Raw genomic sequence first — 16476 nt, forward strand, 5'->3', positions numbered from 1 at the left:
CGGGCGCCTCGTGCGCCCGGCATTTTCCTGCGTGCGGCGAGGGGCCGAGGATTGGCGGGGCTCCTGCTGGCAAGCGCAGGCGTCGGGTTGGCGAGCGGCGGCGCGGCGAAGGCGGAGCCGGAGGGCCGTGCCAGCCCGCCACAGGCGCACCCCCGGGCCGTCGCGGACCCGCATTCCCGCAACGTCACGGTGCTGGAGGAGGTGATCGTCGAAGGGCGGCGCGGTGCGACGGAGTTCACACCCGAGCGCGAGTTCGACGCCGAAGAGATCGATCGCCTGGGGGCGTGGAACATCGGCGAGGTCATCGCCCGGCTGGGGGAAACGCTGGGCCCGGACGAACCGCCGGTGGTCATCATCAACGGGCGGCGGATTCTTGATCCCCGGAACTTCACGGGATTCCCGGCGGAAGCCCTGTCCCGTATCGAACTTCTGCCGCCCGAGGCCGCCGCGCGCTATGGCGAGGATCCGGGCCGACGGGTGCTCAATGTGGTTCTCGTTCCCGAGTTTCACAGTCGGGACGGCATGGCGGCGGGCTGGCGGCCGACGGCCGGGGGCGCTTCCGGGGTGAACCTCGATCTGCGCCAGTCCTCGATCCAGGAGGACGACACGCGTCAGTATGGGCTGCAGGCCGGACGCGACACCGCCCTGCAGGCGGCGGAGCGCGCCGGCACAACGTCGGACGGGAACAGGACCCTGCGGCCTGAAACCCGCAACATGACCGTCAATCTTGCTGGGACCGGCACGGTCGAAGCTTGGGCCGTATCGCTCAACGGGACGCTTTCGGGCCGTCGGGAGCGCTTTGACGTGGCTTTGGACGGCGTCACGTCCCCGCTCGAGCAAAGCGCGGAGACCCTGGCCCTGAACGCCAGCGTAGGCGGGGAGGCGGGCGGCTGGACCGTGAGGGCAGGGCTGGACGGGCTGCTGGCGGAGACCCGGCAGTCCGGGGCTGCGCCTCTCGACGCGACGACCACGGGGCTGGCGGCTCACGTCACGGCCGATCGCCGGGTATTCGCCTTGCCGGCCGGGCCCGCGACCCTCACCCTTTCCGGGCGATGGAACCGGACCGAAACCCGGACCGAGACGCCGGAGGGAGCGCAGGAACGGTCCGCCGGGGGGCTCGACGTTCGCGCCGGACTGGGCCTGCCCCTGTCCCGCGCCGCCCGACGCGGGCGCGGAGGGACGACCGGGTCTCTCGGTGACGCCGCGCTGACCCTGGGCGGACGTCTGCGTGATGCGAACGCCTCGGATCTGGAGGGAGGGTTGAACGCCGCTCTCAGTTGGTCGCCCGTGAGAGGTGCTCGCTTCACCGCCCAGTGGGCGGGGTCCACGGACAGCCCTTCGGATGAGCAGCGGCTGGCGCCCGTTGTGTTCGGGGCGCCGCAGACCGTGTTCGATCTGCAGGCCGGGGAGGCCGTGGACATCGTCCCTGTGCTGGGCGGCAATCCGGACCTGCGCAATCAGAGGCAGGATCGTCTTGCCGCGTCGATGACGCTCGGCCCGTTCACGCCGTGGCGTCTGCAAGGCAATCTTTCGTGGGTCAGGCAGGACACGTATGACGCCATCGGCGCCGTGCCGGCGCTTTCGCCCGCGGCCGAGGCGGCCTTCCCGGACCGGTTCATCCGCGACGGCGCCGGGCGGCTCGTTCGCATCGATCAACGCCCGATCAATCTGGACCGGGTGCAGACCGAGACCCTGTCCTGGACGCTGAACATGACCGTGCCGCTGGGCGAGGGGAGAGGGGACGCCCTTCAACTGGGCGTCGGACAAAGCCGCCGACTGGTGGATCGCGTCGTTCTGCGGGCCGACTACCCGCTTCTGAATCGCCTTGACGGGGACGGTGGAAGCGGCGTCGCCGATCAGATGAACCTCCGGGCTGATGTTCGGCTCGGGCCGTGGACCACCAATCTGGAGGCGCGACGACGGGAGCCGACGCGCGTGCGACGGATGGTCGGGCAGGATGGGCCGGATGATCTCCGACTGGACGCCTTCAATACGGTCGATCTGAAGGTCGGCTACCGGCTGGAGCGGCTCAGCACGACAATGGACGAGGGGCCGGCGCGACGGGATCCGGGTCTGCGCCTCGAGCTCGAGGTCACCAACCTGTTCGACACCCGGCAGACGGCTCGGCTCGGTGACGGCCGTTCCGCTCCGGGGTACGGCCGGGATGTCACGGACCCGCTTGGACGCACGGTCCGGGTAACGCTTCGAAGTCGCTTCTAGGGGCAGGCCCCGCCATCGGTCCGACAGGGGCTGAAGCCGGCCGACCTGTAACAGCTCAGGGGGCGCGCTGGTGGAAAGCCTCCAGCGCCGCACAGGCGGCGTAGGGGCCGCTTCCGGTCTTTCAGGCCCCGGGGCTCATGACAAAGGGCCGTCGCCGGAGCGACAGAACCTTCAAGTCATCGGAAGTAAAGGGAAACGATGGTGGGTGATCACAGGTTCGAACTGTGGACCCGCTGATTAAGAGTCAGCTGCTCTACCAACTGAGCTAATCACCCGAACTCATCGTCTTCACGCTGACAATCGGTGGGGACCGCGTCGGCGAGGGGCGGGAGATAGAGGCTCGCTTCGCAGAACGCAAGCGGCTTTTGCGTGTCCGTATCGGTTTGTCGCAGGAGCGGTTAGGTTCGCTGCGGAATCAGCCGCCGGGGAGCGGCGCAGGGGAGACGCAGATATGGCCTTCTGGAACCGCCGCCGCTCGATTGACGCGATGCTGGCGCCGCATGACGGGCCCGCGCTGAAGAAGACGCTGGGCTGGCCGCACCTGATGGCGCTGGGCGTCGGGGCCATCGTCGGCACGGGCATCCTGACCCTGATCGGCGTGGGCGCCGGACTGGCGGGCCCGGCTGTCCTGATCAGCTTCGCGCTGGCGGGTCTGGTCTGCGCCTGCGCGGCCTTGGCCTATGCGGAACTGGCGACCATCATGCCCGCCTCGGGCAGCGCCTATACCTACTCCTATGCCGCGCTGGGCGAGATCTTCGCCTGGATCGTGGGGTGGAGCCTGATCCTCGAATACTCGCTGGTGGTCTCGGCCGTGGCCGTGGGCTGGTCGGGCTATGCTGTGCCCTTCCTCGCCGGATGGGGGATCGATCTGCCGACGGCCCTGACGGTCGGGCCGCACGTCGCGGGCGGACTGATCAACCTGCCGGCGGTCTTCATTATCGCTGTGGTGACCGGCCTGCTGTTGCTGGGCACCCGCGAGAGCGCGACGCTCAACGCCATTCTGGTGGTCATCAAGATCGCGGCGCTCGTGGCCTTCGTGGCCATCGCCTTGCCGAAGTTCGACACGGCCCACTTCAGCCCCTTCATGCCCAACGGGTTCGGCGCGCCCTTCGTGCAGACCGGGGTCATGGCGGCGGCGGCGATCATCTTCTTCGCCTTTTACGGCTTTGACGCCATCGCCACGGCGGCGGAGGAGACCAAGAAGCCGGAACGCGACCTCGCCATCGGCATCGTCGGTTCGATGGTGATCTGCACCGTGCTGTACATCGCCGTCGCGGCCGCCGCGATCGGCGCGGCCCCGGTGGCCTCGTTCGCCGACAGCCCTGAGCCGCTGGCTCACATCATGCGCGGGCTGGGGCAGGGCGTGGCGGCCCAATGGATCGCCGCCGCCGCCGTGGTGGCTCTCCCGACCGTGCTGCTGGCCTTCCTGTTCGGCCAGAGCCGCATCTTCCTGGGCATGTCGCGCGACGGCCTGCTGCCGAGCCGTCTGGCGAAGATCTCGAACCGGGGCGTGCCGGTGGTGGTGACGGTCTTCACCGCCATCGTCGTGGCCTTCCTGGCGGGGATCATGCGGCTGGACGAACTGGCCTCGCTGGCCAACGCCGGCACGCTGATGGCCTTCATGGCCGTGGGCGTCAGCCTGATCGTGCTGCGCATCCGGGAGCCGAACCGTGTGCGGAAGTTCAAGGCCCCGCTGTGGTGGCTGGTCGGCGGTATCGCCATCGTCGGCTGCATCACCTTCTTCCTGAGCCTGAAGGGTTCGACCCAGCTGTACTTCCTCGGCTGGAACGGGCTGGGCCTGGTGATCTATCTCGTCTGGTCGTCGCGGAACTCGCGGCTGGCCAAGGGCGAGGAGGCCGAGGGCTGATGGCGCGTCGGGACCTGTCGGGCGCGGTCGACTTCTCCGTTCTGGAGCGGATGACCGGCGGCGAGGACGCGATCACCGACGAGGTCCTGGGCCTGTTCGGCCAGCAGGCGGCCCTGTGGTCGCCGATGCTGGATATCCGTGAGGAAGGCTGGCGCGACGCCGTGCACACGATCCGGGGCGCGGCCTCGGGCATCGGGGCGGATGCGCTGGCGCAGGCCTGCCGGACGGCGGAGGCGGCGCAGAAGGCCGAAGCGCCGCCGTTGCTGGACCGGGTCAGGGATCAGCTGGAGATCGCCCTGAGCGACGTGGCGGCGTACCGGCACGAGATCATGCTGCGGAGTTTGAGGGGCTAACTGCCGCCGGCGCCCCTCCACCACGCTACGCGCGGTCCCCCTCCCCCAAGGGGGAGGAACGCTTACGTCCGTGTCTTGTCCCAGACGCTGAACTCGTGGGCGATGCAGCGGTCCACGAGGGTGCGCCAGACCGGCTCGGCGATGTCGGCCGAGAGGCCGGCGGGTCCGGCGGCGGCGAGCACCTTGGCGACCACATCCTCGATGCGGGCGTCGTCATGGACGACGTCGCGGCTGGGCTTGATACGCGCGGCGGCGTGCATGTAGCGCTGGCGCTCGGCCAGCAGGGTGACGAGCGCGCGGTCCAGAGCGTCGACGCCGTGGCGGACCTCGGCCATGGTCAGGCAGTCTTCCGGGGCGACGCGGGCGTCGATGGGGACGATCACGGGGGAATCAGCCGACAAAGGCGCGCTCCAGAACATAGTCGCCGGGCTCGGCGTTCGAGCCCTCTTTCAGGCCGTAGGTTTCGAGCAGTTCGCCCGTTTCCTTGATCATGGCCATCGAGCCGCACAGCATGACGCGGTCGGTGTTGGGCGAGAAGCCGATGGGCAGTTGCAGGTCGGCGAAGACGTCGCCGGACTTGATGCGGTCGGTGATCCGACCCGGCGTTTCGAACTTCTCGCGGGTGACGGTCGGGTAGTAGACCAGCTGGGCCTTCGCCTCATCGCCGACCAGCGGGTCCTCGTGGATGCCGTGGGTGAAGAAATCGCGGTAGGCCAGGTCGGCCACGTTGCGCACGGTGTGGCAGACGATGACCTGACCGAAGCGGCTGTAGGTGTCCGGGTCGCGGGCGACGCTGAGCCAGGGCGCGAGCCCCGTGCCGGTGCCGATCAGCCAGAGGCGCTCGCCGCCGGTCAGGGCGTCCAGCACCAGGGTTCCGGTCGGCTTCTTGCCCATCAGGACGGTGTCGCCCGGCTGGATCTTCTGCAGGCGCGAGGTCAGGGGACCGTCGGGCACCTTGATGGAGAAGAACTCCAGCTCCTCGTCCCAGTGCGGGGAAGCGATGGAGTAGGCCCGCAGGACGGGCTTTCCCGCCATTCCGTCTTTGGCCTCGCCGGGCAGGCCGATCATCACGAACTCGCCCGAACGGAAGCGGAAATCCTCCGGACGGCGGATGCGGAAGCTGAACAGCTGATCGGTCCAGTGGTGGACGGTCAGAACCTCAAGCTCATGGAAGGGCGAGGCCTTGGCGGGGGGAGGGGCGACGGCGTCGGTCATTGCCGCGCTTATTACGGCGCGCCGCGCCGGGGGGGAAGGGCGGCGGTGTCGCGCCGTCGGAGCGAAATGTGCACTCGGAAAAAAATGGAGTGCACATCGTGCACTTTTTCGCGTGAGGCGGGGCGTGCGGGGGTGGCTCAACCGGTGGAGAGCGTATTCGACGGCGATGTCAAAGACCGGAACGCAGTCTGACATACGGGTGCGTCAAATTTGGACGCAGGGCGTAATCTTCCCTCTCCCATGGGGAGAGGGTGGGGCCCGCCGACGAAGTCGGTGGGAGGGTGTGGGGGTCGAATGGCGAAAGGCCCGGCGCGGGCGGCTCTGGTGATGTTTGTGGCCGTCTGTGTAACCCCACACCCTCCCACGCCTGACGGCGCGGGCCCCTGCCCCTCCCGACGGGAGAGGGGCGCTGGACTGGAGGGAGTTCCGTCTCTAGCGTCCGGGTCCGGTTCAAAAATCCATCGTCGGGCGTTCATGCGTAATCTTCTGCTGGCCTCCACCCTGCTTGTGGCGACGCTGTCGCCGTTCACCGCCGCGATGGCCCAGCAGGCGTCCGCGCCCGCAGAGGCGCCGGCCCAGAGCGCGATCCTGACGCCGGAGCGGGTGTTCGCGAATCCGTCGCTGGCGGGGCCGGTGGCCAAGGGCGTCAGCCTGTCGCCGGACGGTGAACTGGTCGCCTTCCTGCGCTCGCGCGAGGACGACGTGGAGGTGCAGGACCTGTGGGCCGCGCCGACGGGCGAGGGCGAGCCGTTCAAGCTGATCGACGCGCGGGCGCTGGTCCCCGACGCGGGCGAACTGTCGGAGGCCGAGAAGGCCCGACGCGAGCGCATGCGCATCAGCGCGCGGGGCGTGGTGGAGTACTCGTGGGACGAGCAGGGCCGCTATATCCTGGCGCCGCTGGAAGGCGACATCTTCCTGGCGACCCGGGCTGACGGTTCTGTGCGCCGCCTGACCGAGACGGAAGCCGACGAGATCGACGCCAAGGTGTCGCCGCAGGGCAATTTCGTGTCGTGGGTCCGGGATCAGGATCTGGTCGTCTATGATCTGGCGACCAACACCGAGACAGCGATCACCGCCGACGGCGACGGGCTGAAGACCTGGGCGACGGCCGAGTTCATCGCGCAGGAAGAACTGGATCGCGACACCGGCTACTGGTGGAGCCCGACCGAGCGCTACATCGCCCTGCAACATACAGACGAGAGCACGGTCGACATCATTCCGCGTCTGGACATCACCGGCGGCGGGGCGACGACAGTGGAGCAGCGCTATCCGCGCGCGGGTCGTCCGAACGCGGTGGTCGAACTGTATGTGCACGACCGCCAGACCGGGAACCGGATCAAGGTCGATCTGGGCCCGAACACCGACATCTATCTGGCGCGGGTGAACTGGTCGTCGGACGGCAGCGTGCTGTACGTCCAGCGCCTGTCGCGGGACCAGAAGACGCTGGACCTGCTGAGCGTCGATCCGGCCACGGGCGCGTCGCGCGTGATCGTCAGCCAGACGTCAAACGCCTGGGTGCCGCTGAGCCACGACTTCCGCGCGCTGGAAAACGGCGACTTCATCTGGTCGACGGAAGAGACCGGCTGGAAGCATCTGTATCTGTACAACCGCGACGGCCGCCGCCTGCGGGCGATCACCCGGGGTGAGTATCCGGTCAAGGGTCTGGCGGGCGTGAACCAGCGCACGGGCGAGGTCTTCTTCACCGCCTCGATGCGGGACGGACGCGAACTGCCGATCGAGCAGCAGCTGTTCCGCGCGAGCCTGCGCCGGACGGTGACGCCGGTGGCGATCACCTCTGCCGGGGGCTGGTGGGGCGCGTCGATGAACCGGACGGGCACGGCCTTCGTCGGCACCTACACCGACCTTAACACGCCGTCGCAATCGGCCCTGTATCGCGCTGATGGAACGCGCATCCGCTGGATCGAGGAGAACCGTCTGGAGCCGGGGCATCCGGCCTATCCGTTCGCGTCGCGCCGGGGCGAGGTGACCTTCGGCACGCTGGAAAGCCATGGCGAGACCCTGGTCTGGCAGATGACGACGCCGCCCGGTTTCGACCCGACGAAAACCTATCCGGTGGTCATGCAGGTGTATGGCGGACCGTCGGGCGGCGGGGTGAAACGCGGCTGGCAGTCGTCAACCAATCAACTGTTGACCGAGGCCGGATACATCGTCTTCCGCCTCGACAACCGGGGAGAGGGCGACCGCTCGGCTGCGTTCAAGCAGGCCCTGTATCTGAAGATGGGACAGCCTGAGATCGAGGATCAGGTTCTGGCGGCTGACTATCTGAGATCATTGCCTTTTGTGGACGATGCCCGCATCGCCATGATGGGCTGGTCCTACGGCGGCTTCATGACCCTGATGGCGGCGACGGAGCCGCGGATGGGGCTGGCCGGGGCGCTGGCGGGCGCGCCGCCGACGGAATGGGGCCTGTACGATACGGCCTATACCGAGCGCTACATGTCGACGCCGGAGCTGAACGTCGAAGGCTATGCCGCCTCGGACGTCATTCCGCGCCTGCCGAACCTGACCGGGCGGCTGCTGCTGATGCACGGCATGGCCGATGACAATGTGATCCTCGAGAACTCGACGCGGGTGATCAACGCCCTGCAGCAGAACAGCCAGCCGTTCGAGCTGATGCTGTATCCGGGTCAGCGCCACGGAGTGCGCGGCAATGAGCGTCAGCTGCAGCAGTGGCGGACGTATCTGGACTTCCTGGACCGGACCATCGGGACGCGGTCGCATTGATGATCTCCCCTTCCCCTCGAGGGGGAAGGGGCGGGGGGATGGGGTGATGGCAGTGATGATCCAGATATTGCGCGCGTGGCTCGGCCTTCGGTTGGACGGAGCCTTTGGTGATCCATCCGGACGCAGACTGCCTCCACCCCTCCCAACCCTCCCCCTCGAGGGGAGGGCTTTGGCGGGGGCGGCCGCGGCGCTGGTGATGCTGGCGGCGGGGACGGCGCAGGCGCAAAGCCGCGAGCCGCCGCTTATCATAGTGACCGCTAAGGACTTCGATCCAGCTAACTTCCGGCCGTACCAACAGGGCGCCATCAACGAAGCAGACCCGCTACCACAATCGCTGAGTCTCCCGGAGGCTCGAGCCTACATCGACGCCAATAGTGGCACTGGCCTCGTATATCGTTTGACGGAACGGGTAGAACAGGCGGCGCAATACAACAGCGTTGTCGCGATGAACGGCGATGCGCTGGATATAGCTGCTGCCCAGGATCACACCGAGCATGTGTTCACGCCGCTACTCTGGCAGATCCCAGTCCTGTTGAAGGACAACATCGACGCGGTAGAATTCCATACGACGGCGGGGTCGCTGGCGCTGGCGGAGAATGCGCCGGGCCGGGACGCGCCGCTGGTGACACGTCTGCGCGACGCCGGGGCGATCATCCTCGGCAAGACCAATCTGTCCGAATGGGCCAACATCCGTTCGTCGAACTCGATCAGCGGGTGGAGCGCGGTCGGGGGGCAGACGCGCAATCCCTACGACCCGGAGCGGACCCCGTGCGGGTCGTCGTCGGGCAGCGCGGTGGCGGTGGCGATCGGGCTGGCGCCGGCGGCGATCGGAACGGAGACGGACGGGTCGATCACCTGTCCGGCCTCGGTGAACGGGATCGTCGGATTCAAGCCGACCGTCGGGCTGGTGTCGCGCACCCATATCGTGCCGATCAGCCATTCGCAGGACACCGCAGGCCCGATGACGACCACGGTCGAGGATGCGGCTCGCATTCTGACCGTGATCGCGGGGAGCGACCCGCTGGATGCGGCGACGGCCGAGGCGGATGCGCGCAAGGTGGACTATCGCGCGGCGCTGGACGCCGGGTCCCTGCGCGGGGCGCGGATCGGGGTGCTGCGCTATCTGCTGCCGTCCTATTCGGAGGAGACGCGCGAGGTGTTCGAGCGGTCGTTGCAGGTCATGCGCGACGGCGGGGCCGAGATCGTGGACGTGACCGAGCCGCCCGCCGACTGGCGCAATCTGGGGACCTGGGAGCTGCAGGTCCTGATGACCGAGCTGAAGGTCGATCTGAACGCCTATCTGGCCTCGACAGACCCGGAGCAGGTGAAGACCCGGACGCTGGCCGATGTGATCGCCTTCAACGCCGCCGAGCCGCGCGAGACGGTGCTGTTCGGACAGGAACTGTTCCTGCGCGCCGAGGCGACGACGGGACTGGAAGACCCGGTCTATGTACACGCCCGCGAAAGCTCGCTGCGGGCCGCGGGGTCCGACGGGATCGACCGGATGATGGCGGACCACAGTGTCGTGGCCCTGATCGCGCCGACCACCTCGCGCGCCTGGACCAACGACCGCGAGGACGATGACGACATGCAGGGTTCGGCCAGCCGTCTGGCGGCCATCGCCGGCTATCCGCACCTGACCGTGCCCATGGGCCTTGACCGGGGCATGCCGGTGGGGCTGAGCGTCATGGCCGGCAAGTGGGAGGACGCGAAGGTCCTGTCGCTGGGCTATGCGTTCGAGCAGCTGACGCAGGCGCGGCGGGCGCCGGAGGGGCGGTAGGCTCCACGGGCGGCGGGGGAATGCCGGTTGGCGGCGGTGCGGGGGAAGTGATTGGTGATTGGTGGGTGGCCGCTGAACCGCCCGTGGGCCATGGCCCGCTGGCCGCGATGCCGTGAACCACCAATCACCAGTCACCAATCACCTCTCCCGGCGCCTTCCCGGCCGCAGCGCGCCCGGTCGAAGCAACCTTCACCGTTCCACGAGGTTTCGCCGTCATGGAAAAGCTGTTCATCCGGTTGGGGACCTTGACGGCGAAGATCGCGGGCAAGCCGTGGACGTTTCTGGCCTCATCGGCATCGAACACCTGACCGACGAGGAGCTGGACGCCATCCTGAAGGACGTCGAGGCGCGCGGACGGGCGGTGCACGGGGGCAAGCCTGCGGGGCCGATCAGGGGGCGGCCCGGGAAGCGCGTCGAGGACCTCGAGGCCGCGAGCAGCAAGGTCGGCAAGCCCGCTTGATCCGGCGGCGCCGCCTTAATTCGCGTCTGAAACGAAACCTGAGGTCGTTCATGTAGTTGGCGGTTTCGTGACGGTTTTAAGTCTTAAGAAAGTCTTGAAATCCAATGGGTCGCCAGTAAAAACTCGGTCTCAAGGGGGATGGTCGCCACAATTGAAATGTGGTCCGGCCCCGGAGCATTTGCACCGGGCGGCCTTTCCGCGTCCGGCTTCTGAACAGACCGAGGACGCATCATGACCCTGGCCGCCGGCGATATCGCGATCATTTCGATGAACGCGGACACCACCAAGACGTTCGCATTCGTCGTTCTGGTCGACATCGCGCCGGGGGAGGTGATCAAGTTCACCGACAACGGCTGGCTGAGCACCGGAAGTTTCCGGACCGGCGAGGGCACGATCACCTGGACGGCCCCGGCGGGCGGCGTCGCGCGCGGCACGGTCATCACCATCGACACGACCTCGACCGTCTCGACGGTGAACGTCGGCACGGTCAGCGATAGCGGCGACGTCAACTTCGCCACCAGCGGCGACCAGATCCTGGCCTATCAGGGCGCGGATAACAGCCCGACCTTCCTGTACGCGGTGAACAACGAGGCGACCGGCTGGCAGACCACGGCGACCAATACCAACACCTCGGCCCTGCCGCCGGGGCTGGTGGAGGGCACGACCGCCATCGCCCTGAACGAGATCGACAACGCCGCCTATTCGGGCAGCGTGTCCGGCACGCGCGCCGAACTGCTGGCCCTGATCGGCAACCAGAGCAACTGGGCCGTGAGCGACACCGTCAACCAGACGCCTCCGGGCAGCTTCAGCGTCGGCGGCAGCATGGCCTTCTCGATCGGCGATGCGAGCGTGACCGAGGGCGACGCCGGAACGGTGACGATGACCTTCACCGTCACCCGCACCAACGGGACGGGCGCCGCGACGGTGGACTGGGCGACCTCGGATGGCACGGCGACGGCGGGGGCGGACTATGTGGCGGGCTCGGGCACGGTGAGCTTCGCCGACGGCCAGACCAGCGCGACCATCACCGTGACGGTGAACGGCGACACAGCGGTCGAGGGCGACGAGACCCTGAACATAACCCTGACCAACCCGTCGACCGGCACCATCGCCGACGGCGCGGGCGAGGGCACGATCAACAATGACGACGTCCCCGCCGGGTCGGTGACGCCCTTCATCAACGAATTCCACTACGACAACGCCGGCACTGACACCAACGAGTTCATCGAGATCGCGGGCAGCGCGGGCACCAACCTGAGCGGCTGGGCGCTGGTCCTGTACAACGGTGGCAACGGCCAGTCGTATTCGACGATCAACCTGTCGGGCACCTTCGCCGACATGCAGAACGGCATGGGCGTGCTGAGCTTCGCGGCCACGGGCATCCAGAACGGTTCGCCGGACGGCATCGCGCTGGTGAACGTCGCGACCGGACAGGTGGTCGAGTTCATCAGCTACGAAGGCGTGATGACCGCCACCAACGGCCCGGCCGCCGGCATGACCAGCGTCGATGTGGGCGCGGGCGTGGAAGAGCCCGGCGACGCCAACGGCACCTCGATCAGCCGCGTCGGCATCGGCGGACAGGACAACTTCACCTGGCAGGTGGTCACGGGCGGCGACACCGCCGGTGCGATCAACACCGGCCAGACCTTCACCCCGGTGGTGTCGGTGGGTGACGCCACCGTCGCCGAGGGCGACAACGGTACGAGCCTGATCACCTTCACCGTGACCCGCACGACCGCGGACGGCGCGGCGACCGTGGACTGGTCGACGCAGGACCCGATCCCCGGGAACGGCACGGACGCCAACGCCGGCGAGGACTATGGCCGCGCCAACGGCACGGTGACCTTCGCTGACGGCGAGTTGACTGCGACCTTCACCGTGACGGTCTTCGGCGATGTGACCCCTGAACTGACCGAGCATTTCGAAGTCCAGCTGTCGAACCCGACCGGCGGTCTGGTGATCGGCGACGGCGTCGGCATCGGCGCCATCAACAACGATGACGCGACCCCGCCGACGGTGTCGGTCGCCGATGTGTCGGTGGTCGAGGGCGACAGCGGAACGGTCACCCTGACCTTCACCATCACCCGCGCGGGCGGCACGAGCGCCTTCAGCGTCGACTACGCGACGCTCGACGGCACGGCGACGGCCGGTGAGGACTATGCCGCCGCCTCGGGCACGCTGAGCTTCGCGGACGGCCAGATGACCCAGACGGTGACGATCACCGTCAACGGCGACACCGCCTCGGAAGCCACCGAGCGGTTCACCCTGAACCTGTCGAACGCGACCAATGACGCGGTCATCACCGACGGCGCGGCGACGGGCGTGATCACCAACGACGACCTGACCGCCATCTATACGATCCAGGGCGCGGGCCACATCTCGACCTATGTCGGCGAGGAAGTGACCACGACCGGCATCGTGACCGCCATCGACAACAACGGCTTCTACATCCAGGACCCGAACGGCGACGGCGACCGTCGCACCTCGGACGCCATCTTCGTTTCGACCGGCACGGCGCCCACGGGCATCGTGATCGGCAGCGCCGTGACCGTGTCGGGCGTGGTGCAGGAGTCCATCGGCGCGGCGGGCAACCTGAGCACCACCCAGATCGCGGCGGGCGTGAACGGTCTGAACTACGCCGCCAACGGCACCGGCACGGTGCAGATGACCTACATCGGCAACGGCGTGGGCGAGTACCAGGCGCCGACGGCGCTGGTCGACGACGACAACTTCACCTCGTTCGACCCGGAGACGGACGCCATCGACTTCTACGAGTCGATGGAAGGCATGCTGGTCACCGTGCGCGACGCGCAGGCGGTGTCGGACACGGCCTCGGGCTCGACCTACGTCGTGGCCAACTCGGGGGCGAACGCCACCGGGATGAACGACCGGGGCGGCATCACCAACTCGGCCGGCGACTTCAACCCTGAAGCCCTGATCATCTACGACGACTCGACCATCTCGGGCGCCTATTCGCCGAACCACACGGTCGGCGACCGGCTGGGCGATGTGAGCGGAGTCATCAGCTACTTCGGCGGCGAATACGAGCTGATCGTGCGCGACCCGGTGACGGTCGTGCAGGACGTGACCGCCACGGCCGAGACCACCGATCTGGTGCAGGCCGACACGGGCGCCAACGAGCACCTGACCATCGCAAGCTACAACGTCGAGAACCTGGACCCGGGCGACGGCGCGCGGATCACCGAGCTGGCGCTGGACATCGTCAACAACATGGGCACGCCGGACATCATCGGCCTGATCGAGGTGCAGGACGGCAACGACGGCACCCTGTCGGGGCAGGCGTCGGCGCAGGCCCTGATCAACCAGATCGTCGCCAACGGCGGCCCTACCTACGTGTACGTCGAGGTTCCGCCCGCGTCGGAAGGCTCGTCCGGCGGTGAGGCCGGCGGCAACATCCGCAACGGCTTCCTCTACAACCCGGACCGCGTGGACTACGTCAACGGTTCGGCGGTGGCCCTGCTGGACCCGGCCTTCACCGGCAGCCGCAAGCCGCTGTCGGCCCAGTTCGAGTTCAACGGCGAGATCATCACCGCCCTGTCGATCCACTCGACCTCGCGCATCGGCTCGGACCCCTACATGGGTTCGACCCAGCCGCCCGCGAACGCCGGTGAAGGCGGTCGTCTGGCCCAGTCGCAGGCCATCGAGGCCTATCTGGACAATCTGCGTCTGGTCGATCCGAATGCGCACATCGTGGTGTCGGGCGACTTCAACGCCTTCTATTTCGAGCAGTCGGTCTCGTTGCTGGAAGACGGCGGCCTGAACAATCTGTGGAGCCTGCTGCCGGAAGAGGAGCGCTACTCCTACGTCTTCGGCGGCAACTCGCAGACGCTGGACCACATGCTGGTCTCGGGTTCGCTGATGAACGGCGCCCAGTTCGACGGGGTGCACATCAACACCTTCATGGCCGATCAGGCGAGCGACCACGACGCCCTGCTGGCGCAACTGGTCGTGGTCGGGGCGGGCAACAACCTCGTCACCGGCACGGCGGGCGCCGACACCATGGCCGCGCTGGCCGGTAACGACACCTATGTCGTCAACCATGTCGGCGACGTGGTGACCGAAGCCGGGAACGCCGGTACGGACACGGTCCGGGCCTCGATCTCCTACGCCCTGACCGCCAACGTCGAGAACCTGGTCCTGACCGGAACGGCGCTGAACGGCACGGGCAACGCCCTGAACAATATCATCACCGGCAACGTCGGGAACAACGTCCTTAACGGCGGCGACGGCGACGACCTGCTGGTCGGTCTGGACGGGGTGAACAGCCTGATCGGCGGCGCGGGCGTCGACACCATCAGCTATGCGCTGGCGACGGCCGGGGTCGATGTGCGCCTGAACGGCAACGTCACCCGCGACAACGGCATGGGCGGCACGGACACCCTGTCGGGCATCGAGAACGTGACCGGGTCGGACCACAACGACACCCTGATCGGTTCGAGCCTGAACAACGTCCTCGCCGGCGGTCTGGGGCGGGACGTCCTGCTGGGTCTGGCGGGCAATGACACCCTGATCGGCGGCGACGGCGTGGCCAACGAACTGTACGGCGGCGCGGGCGACGACCTGTATGTCGTCACCACCCAGGACTCGATCGTGGAACTGGCGGGCGAGGGCGTCGACACCGTCCAGACCAACCTGACCAACCTGACCCTGAGCGCCAACGTCGAGAACCTGACCTATACGGGCTCGGCGGCGTTCAACGGCGTAGGCAACGCGTCGGACAACACGATCCGCGGTGGCGTGGGCGCTGACATCCTGAACGGGGCGGACGGCAATGACGTGCTGGCCGGCGGCGCCGGGGCGGACATTCTGGTCGGCGGCGCCGGGTCGGACACGGCGGACTATTCGGGTTCGACCGGCGCTGTCAGCGTCCGTCTGGCCGGTCAGTTCGCCTTCGACGACGGCTTCGGCGCGCGTGATGTCTATTCGTCGGTCGAGAACGCCACGGGCTCGGCCTTCGACGACCTGCTGTTCGGCTCGTCGGGCGACAACGTCCTGAACGGCGGTCTGGGCGCGGATACCCTGCTGGGGCTGGACGGCAACGACACCCTGATCGGCGGTGATGGCGCGGCCAACACCCTGCAGGGCGGTCTGGGCGACGACATCTATGTCGTCACCGCCAACGACACCGTGACCGAGTTTGTCGGCGAGGGTATCGATACCGTCCGCACCAACCACGGCAGCTATGCCCTGGGCGCAAACCTTGAAAACCTCGAGTACATCGGGTCGGGCGCCTTCCAGGGTACGGGCAACGGCCTGAACAACGTCATCATCGGCGGCGCGGGCAACGACTTCCTGATCGGCGGCGGCGGCAATGACACCCTCAACGGCGGCCTCGGCTCCGACACGGTGGTGCTGCGCGGCGTCGCGGGCGAGTATCAGGTCACCCATCTGGGCGGCGACAGCTATCAGGTGGTGGACACGGTCAACGGCCGCGACGGCACGACCATCGTGACGGGGGTCGAGCAGCTCCAGTTCTCGAACATCACCGCCTTCCTGTCGCCCATCTCGTTCCCCGCCCTGTCGGACAAGGCGGGCGCAGGGCCGCAGGTGCAGCCGACGCCGGCGGACGACGACTTCCTGCCGGTGGGCGGCAAGGCCGCGGGCGAGCCGCTGGTCCTGCCGGGCTCGGACGACCTGTATGTCTTCGACAAGCACGCCGGAGACGCGCTGGTGCTGCCGGGCGTCGATGATGCGGGCGGACCGGACTTCAGGGTCGTGCCCGATCTGTCGACCTGGAACACCCACGGCGATCACAGCCTGCTGCTGCCGAACCCGGCGGACGAGCTGCTGGGCGCCTGAATCCGGATGTGAGGCG

9 protein-coding genes and 1 tRNA gene are annotated in these 16476 nt (G+C 67.8%); 7 read left to right on the plus strand and 3 right to left on the minus strand.

Features of this window, described 5'->3' with window-relative positions:
• Positions 1 to 51 precede the first annotated feature (51 nt).
• A complete protein-coding gene (locus FKQ52_RS05160; RefSeq protein WP_141626190.1) occupies positions 52 to 2220 on the plus strand; it encodes a TonB-dependent receptor in 2169 nt (722 codons plus the stop codon).
• A 199-nt stretch (positions 2221 to 2419) separates the two neighbouring features.
• Here FKQ52_RS05160 and FKQ52_RS05165 read toward each other — a convergent pair.
• Positions 2420 to 2495, minus strand: a tRNA-Lys gene (locus FKQ52_RS05165).
• Between the two features lie 176 nt (positions 2496 to 2671).
• On the opposite strand from FKQ52_RS05165, the gene FKQ52_RS05170 reads away from it, so the two are divergent.
• Positions 2672 to 4087 carry an amino acid permease gene (locus FKQ52_RS05170; RefSeq protein ID WP_141626191.1) on the plus strand — a complete coding sequence of 472 codons (1416 nt, stop codon included), beginning with the start codon at positions 2672 to 2674 and terminating at the stop codon, positions 4085 to 4087.
• Positions 4087 to 4440, plus strand: coding sequence for an Hpt domain-containing protein (locus tag FKQ52_RS05175; RefSeq protein WP_141626192.1), 354 nt, complete (start codon positions 4087 to 4089; stop codon positions 4438 to 4440). Before FKQ52_RS05170 ends, FKQ52_RS05175 begins: the two co-directional genes overlap by 1 nt.
• A 62-nt stretch (positions 4441 to 4502) precedes the next feature.
• Here FKQ52_RS05175 and FKQ52_RS05180 read toward each other — a convergent pair whose 3' ends face one another.
• Together FKQ52_RS05180 and FKQ52_RS05185 are read right to left on the minus strand one after the other, a co-directional pair.
• Positions 4503 to 4859 carry a chorismate mutase gene (locus FKQ52_RS05180; RefSeq protein ID WP_141626193.1) on the minus strand — a complete coding sequence of 119 codons (357 nt, stop codon included), beginning with the start codon at positions 4857 to 4859 and terminating at the stop codon, positions 4503 to 4505.
• Positions 4831 to 5655, minus strand: a complete 825-nt coding sequence (locus FKQ52_RS05185; protein ID WP_141626194.1) for a ferredoxin--NADP reductase — start codon at positions 5653 to 5655, stop codon at positions 4831 to 4833. Before FKQ52_RS05185 ends, FKQ52_RS05180 begins: the two co-directional genes overlap by 29 nt.
• Before the next feature lie 474 nt (positions 5656 to 6129).
• Between FKQ52_RS05185 and FKQ52_RS05190 the strand changes: the two genes are divergently transcribed.
• The 4 genes from FKQ52_RS05190 to FKQ52_RS05205 all read left to right on the plus strand — a co-directional run bounded on the left by FKQ52_RS05190 (position 6130) and on the right by FKQ52_RS05205 (position 16460).
• Positions 6130 to 8400, plus strand: coding sequence for a S9 family peptidase (locus FKQ52_RS05190; protein ID WP_141626195.1), 2271 nt, complete (start codon positions 6130 to 6132; stop codon positions 8398 to 8400).
• 445 nt (positions 8401 to 8845) lie between these two features.
• The gene (locus FKQ52_RS05195) at positions 8846 to 10180 is read left to right on the plus strand and encodes an amidase (RefSeq protein WP_370451053.1); all 1335 of its coding nucleotides are present in this window, start codon (positions 8846 to 8848) and stop codon (positions 10178 to 10180) included.
• A 271-nt stretch (positions 10181 to 10451) separates the two neighbouring features.
• Complete coding sequence (locus tag FKQ52_RS05200) at positions 10452 to 10640, plus strand: low affinity iron permease family protein (RefSeq protein WP_240811747.1); 189 nt, start codon at positions 10452 to 10454, stop codon at positions 10638 to 10640.
• A 231-nt stretch (positions 10641 to 10871) separates the two neighbouring features.
• The gene (locus tag FKQ52_RS05205; protein ID WP_141626196.1) at positions 10872 to 16460 is read left to right on the plus strand and encodes a Calx-beta domain-containing protein; all 5589 of its coding nucleotides are present in this window, start codon (positions 10872 to 10874) and stop codon (positions 16458 to 16460) included.
• Positions 16461 to 16476 lie beyond the last annotated feature (16 nt).

This window comes from Brevundimonas sp. M20 (genome assembly GCF_006547065.1).
Taxonomy (GTDB): Bacteria; Pseudomonadota; Alphaproteobacteria; order Caulobacterales; family Caulobacteraceae; genus Brevundimonas.

Coding starts and splice junctions, on each gene's coding strand:
- FKQ52_RS05170 (WP_141626191.1), top strand. CDS start 2,672: ATGGCCTTCTGGAACCGCCGCCGCTCGATTGACGCGATGCTGGCGCCG.
- FKQ52_RS05175 (WP_141626192.1), top strand. CDS start 4,087: ATGGCGCGTCGGGACCTGTCGGGCGCGGTCGACTTCTCCGTTCTGGAG.
- FKQ52_RS05180 (WP_141626193.1), bottom strand. CDS start 4,859: ATGTTCTGGAGCGCGCCTTTGTCGGCTGATTCCCCCGTGATCGTCCCC.
- FKQ52_RS05185 (WP_141626194.1), bottom strand. CDS start 5,655: ATGACCGACGCCGTCGCCCCTCCCCCCGCCAAGGCCTCGCCCTTCCAT.
- FKQ52_RS05190 (WP_141626195.1), top strand. CDS start 6,130: ATGCGTAATCTTCTGCTGGCCTCCACCCTGCTTGTGGCGACGCTGTCG.
- FKQ52_RS05195 (WP_370451053.1), top strand. CDS start 8,846: ATGAACGGCGATGCGCTGGATATAGCTGCTGCCCAGGATCACACCGAG.
- FKQ52_RS05205 (WP_141626196.1), top strand. CDS start 10,872: ATGACCCTGGCCGCCGGCGATATCGCGATCATTTCGATGAACGCGGAC.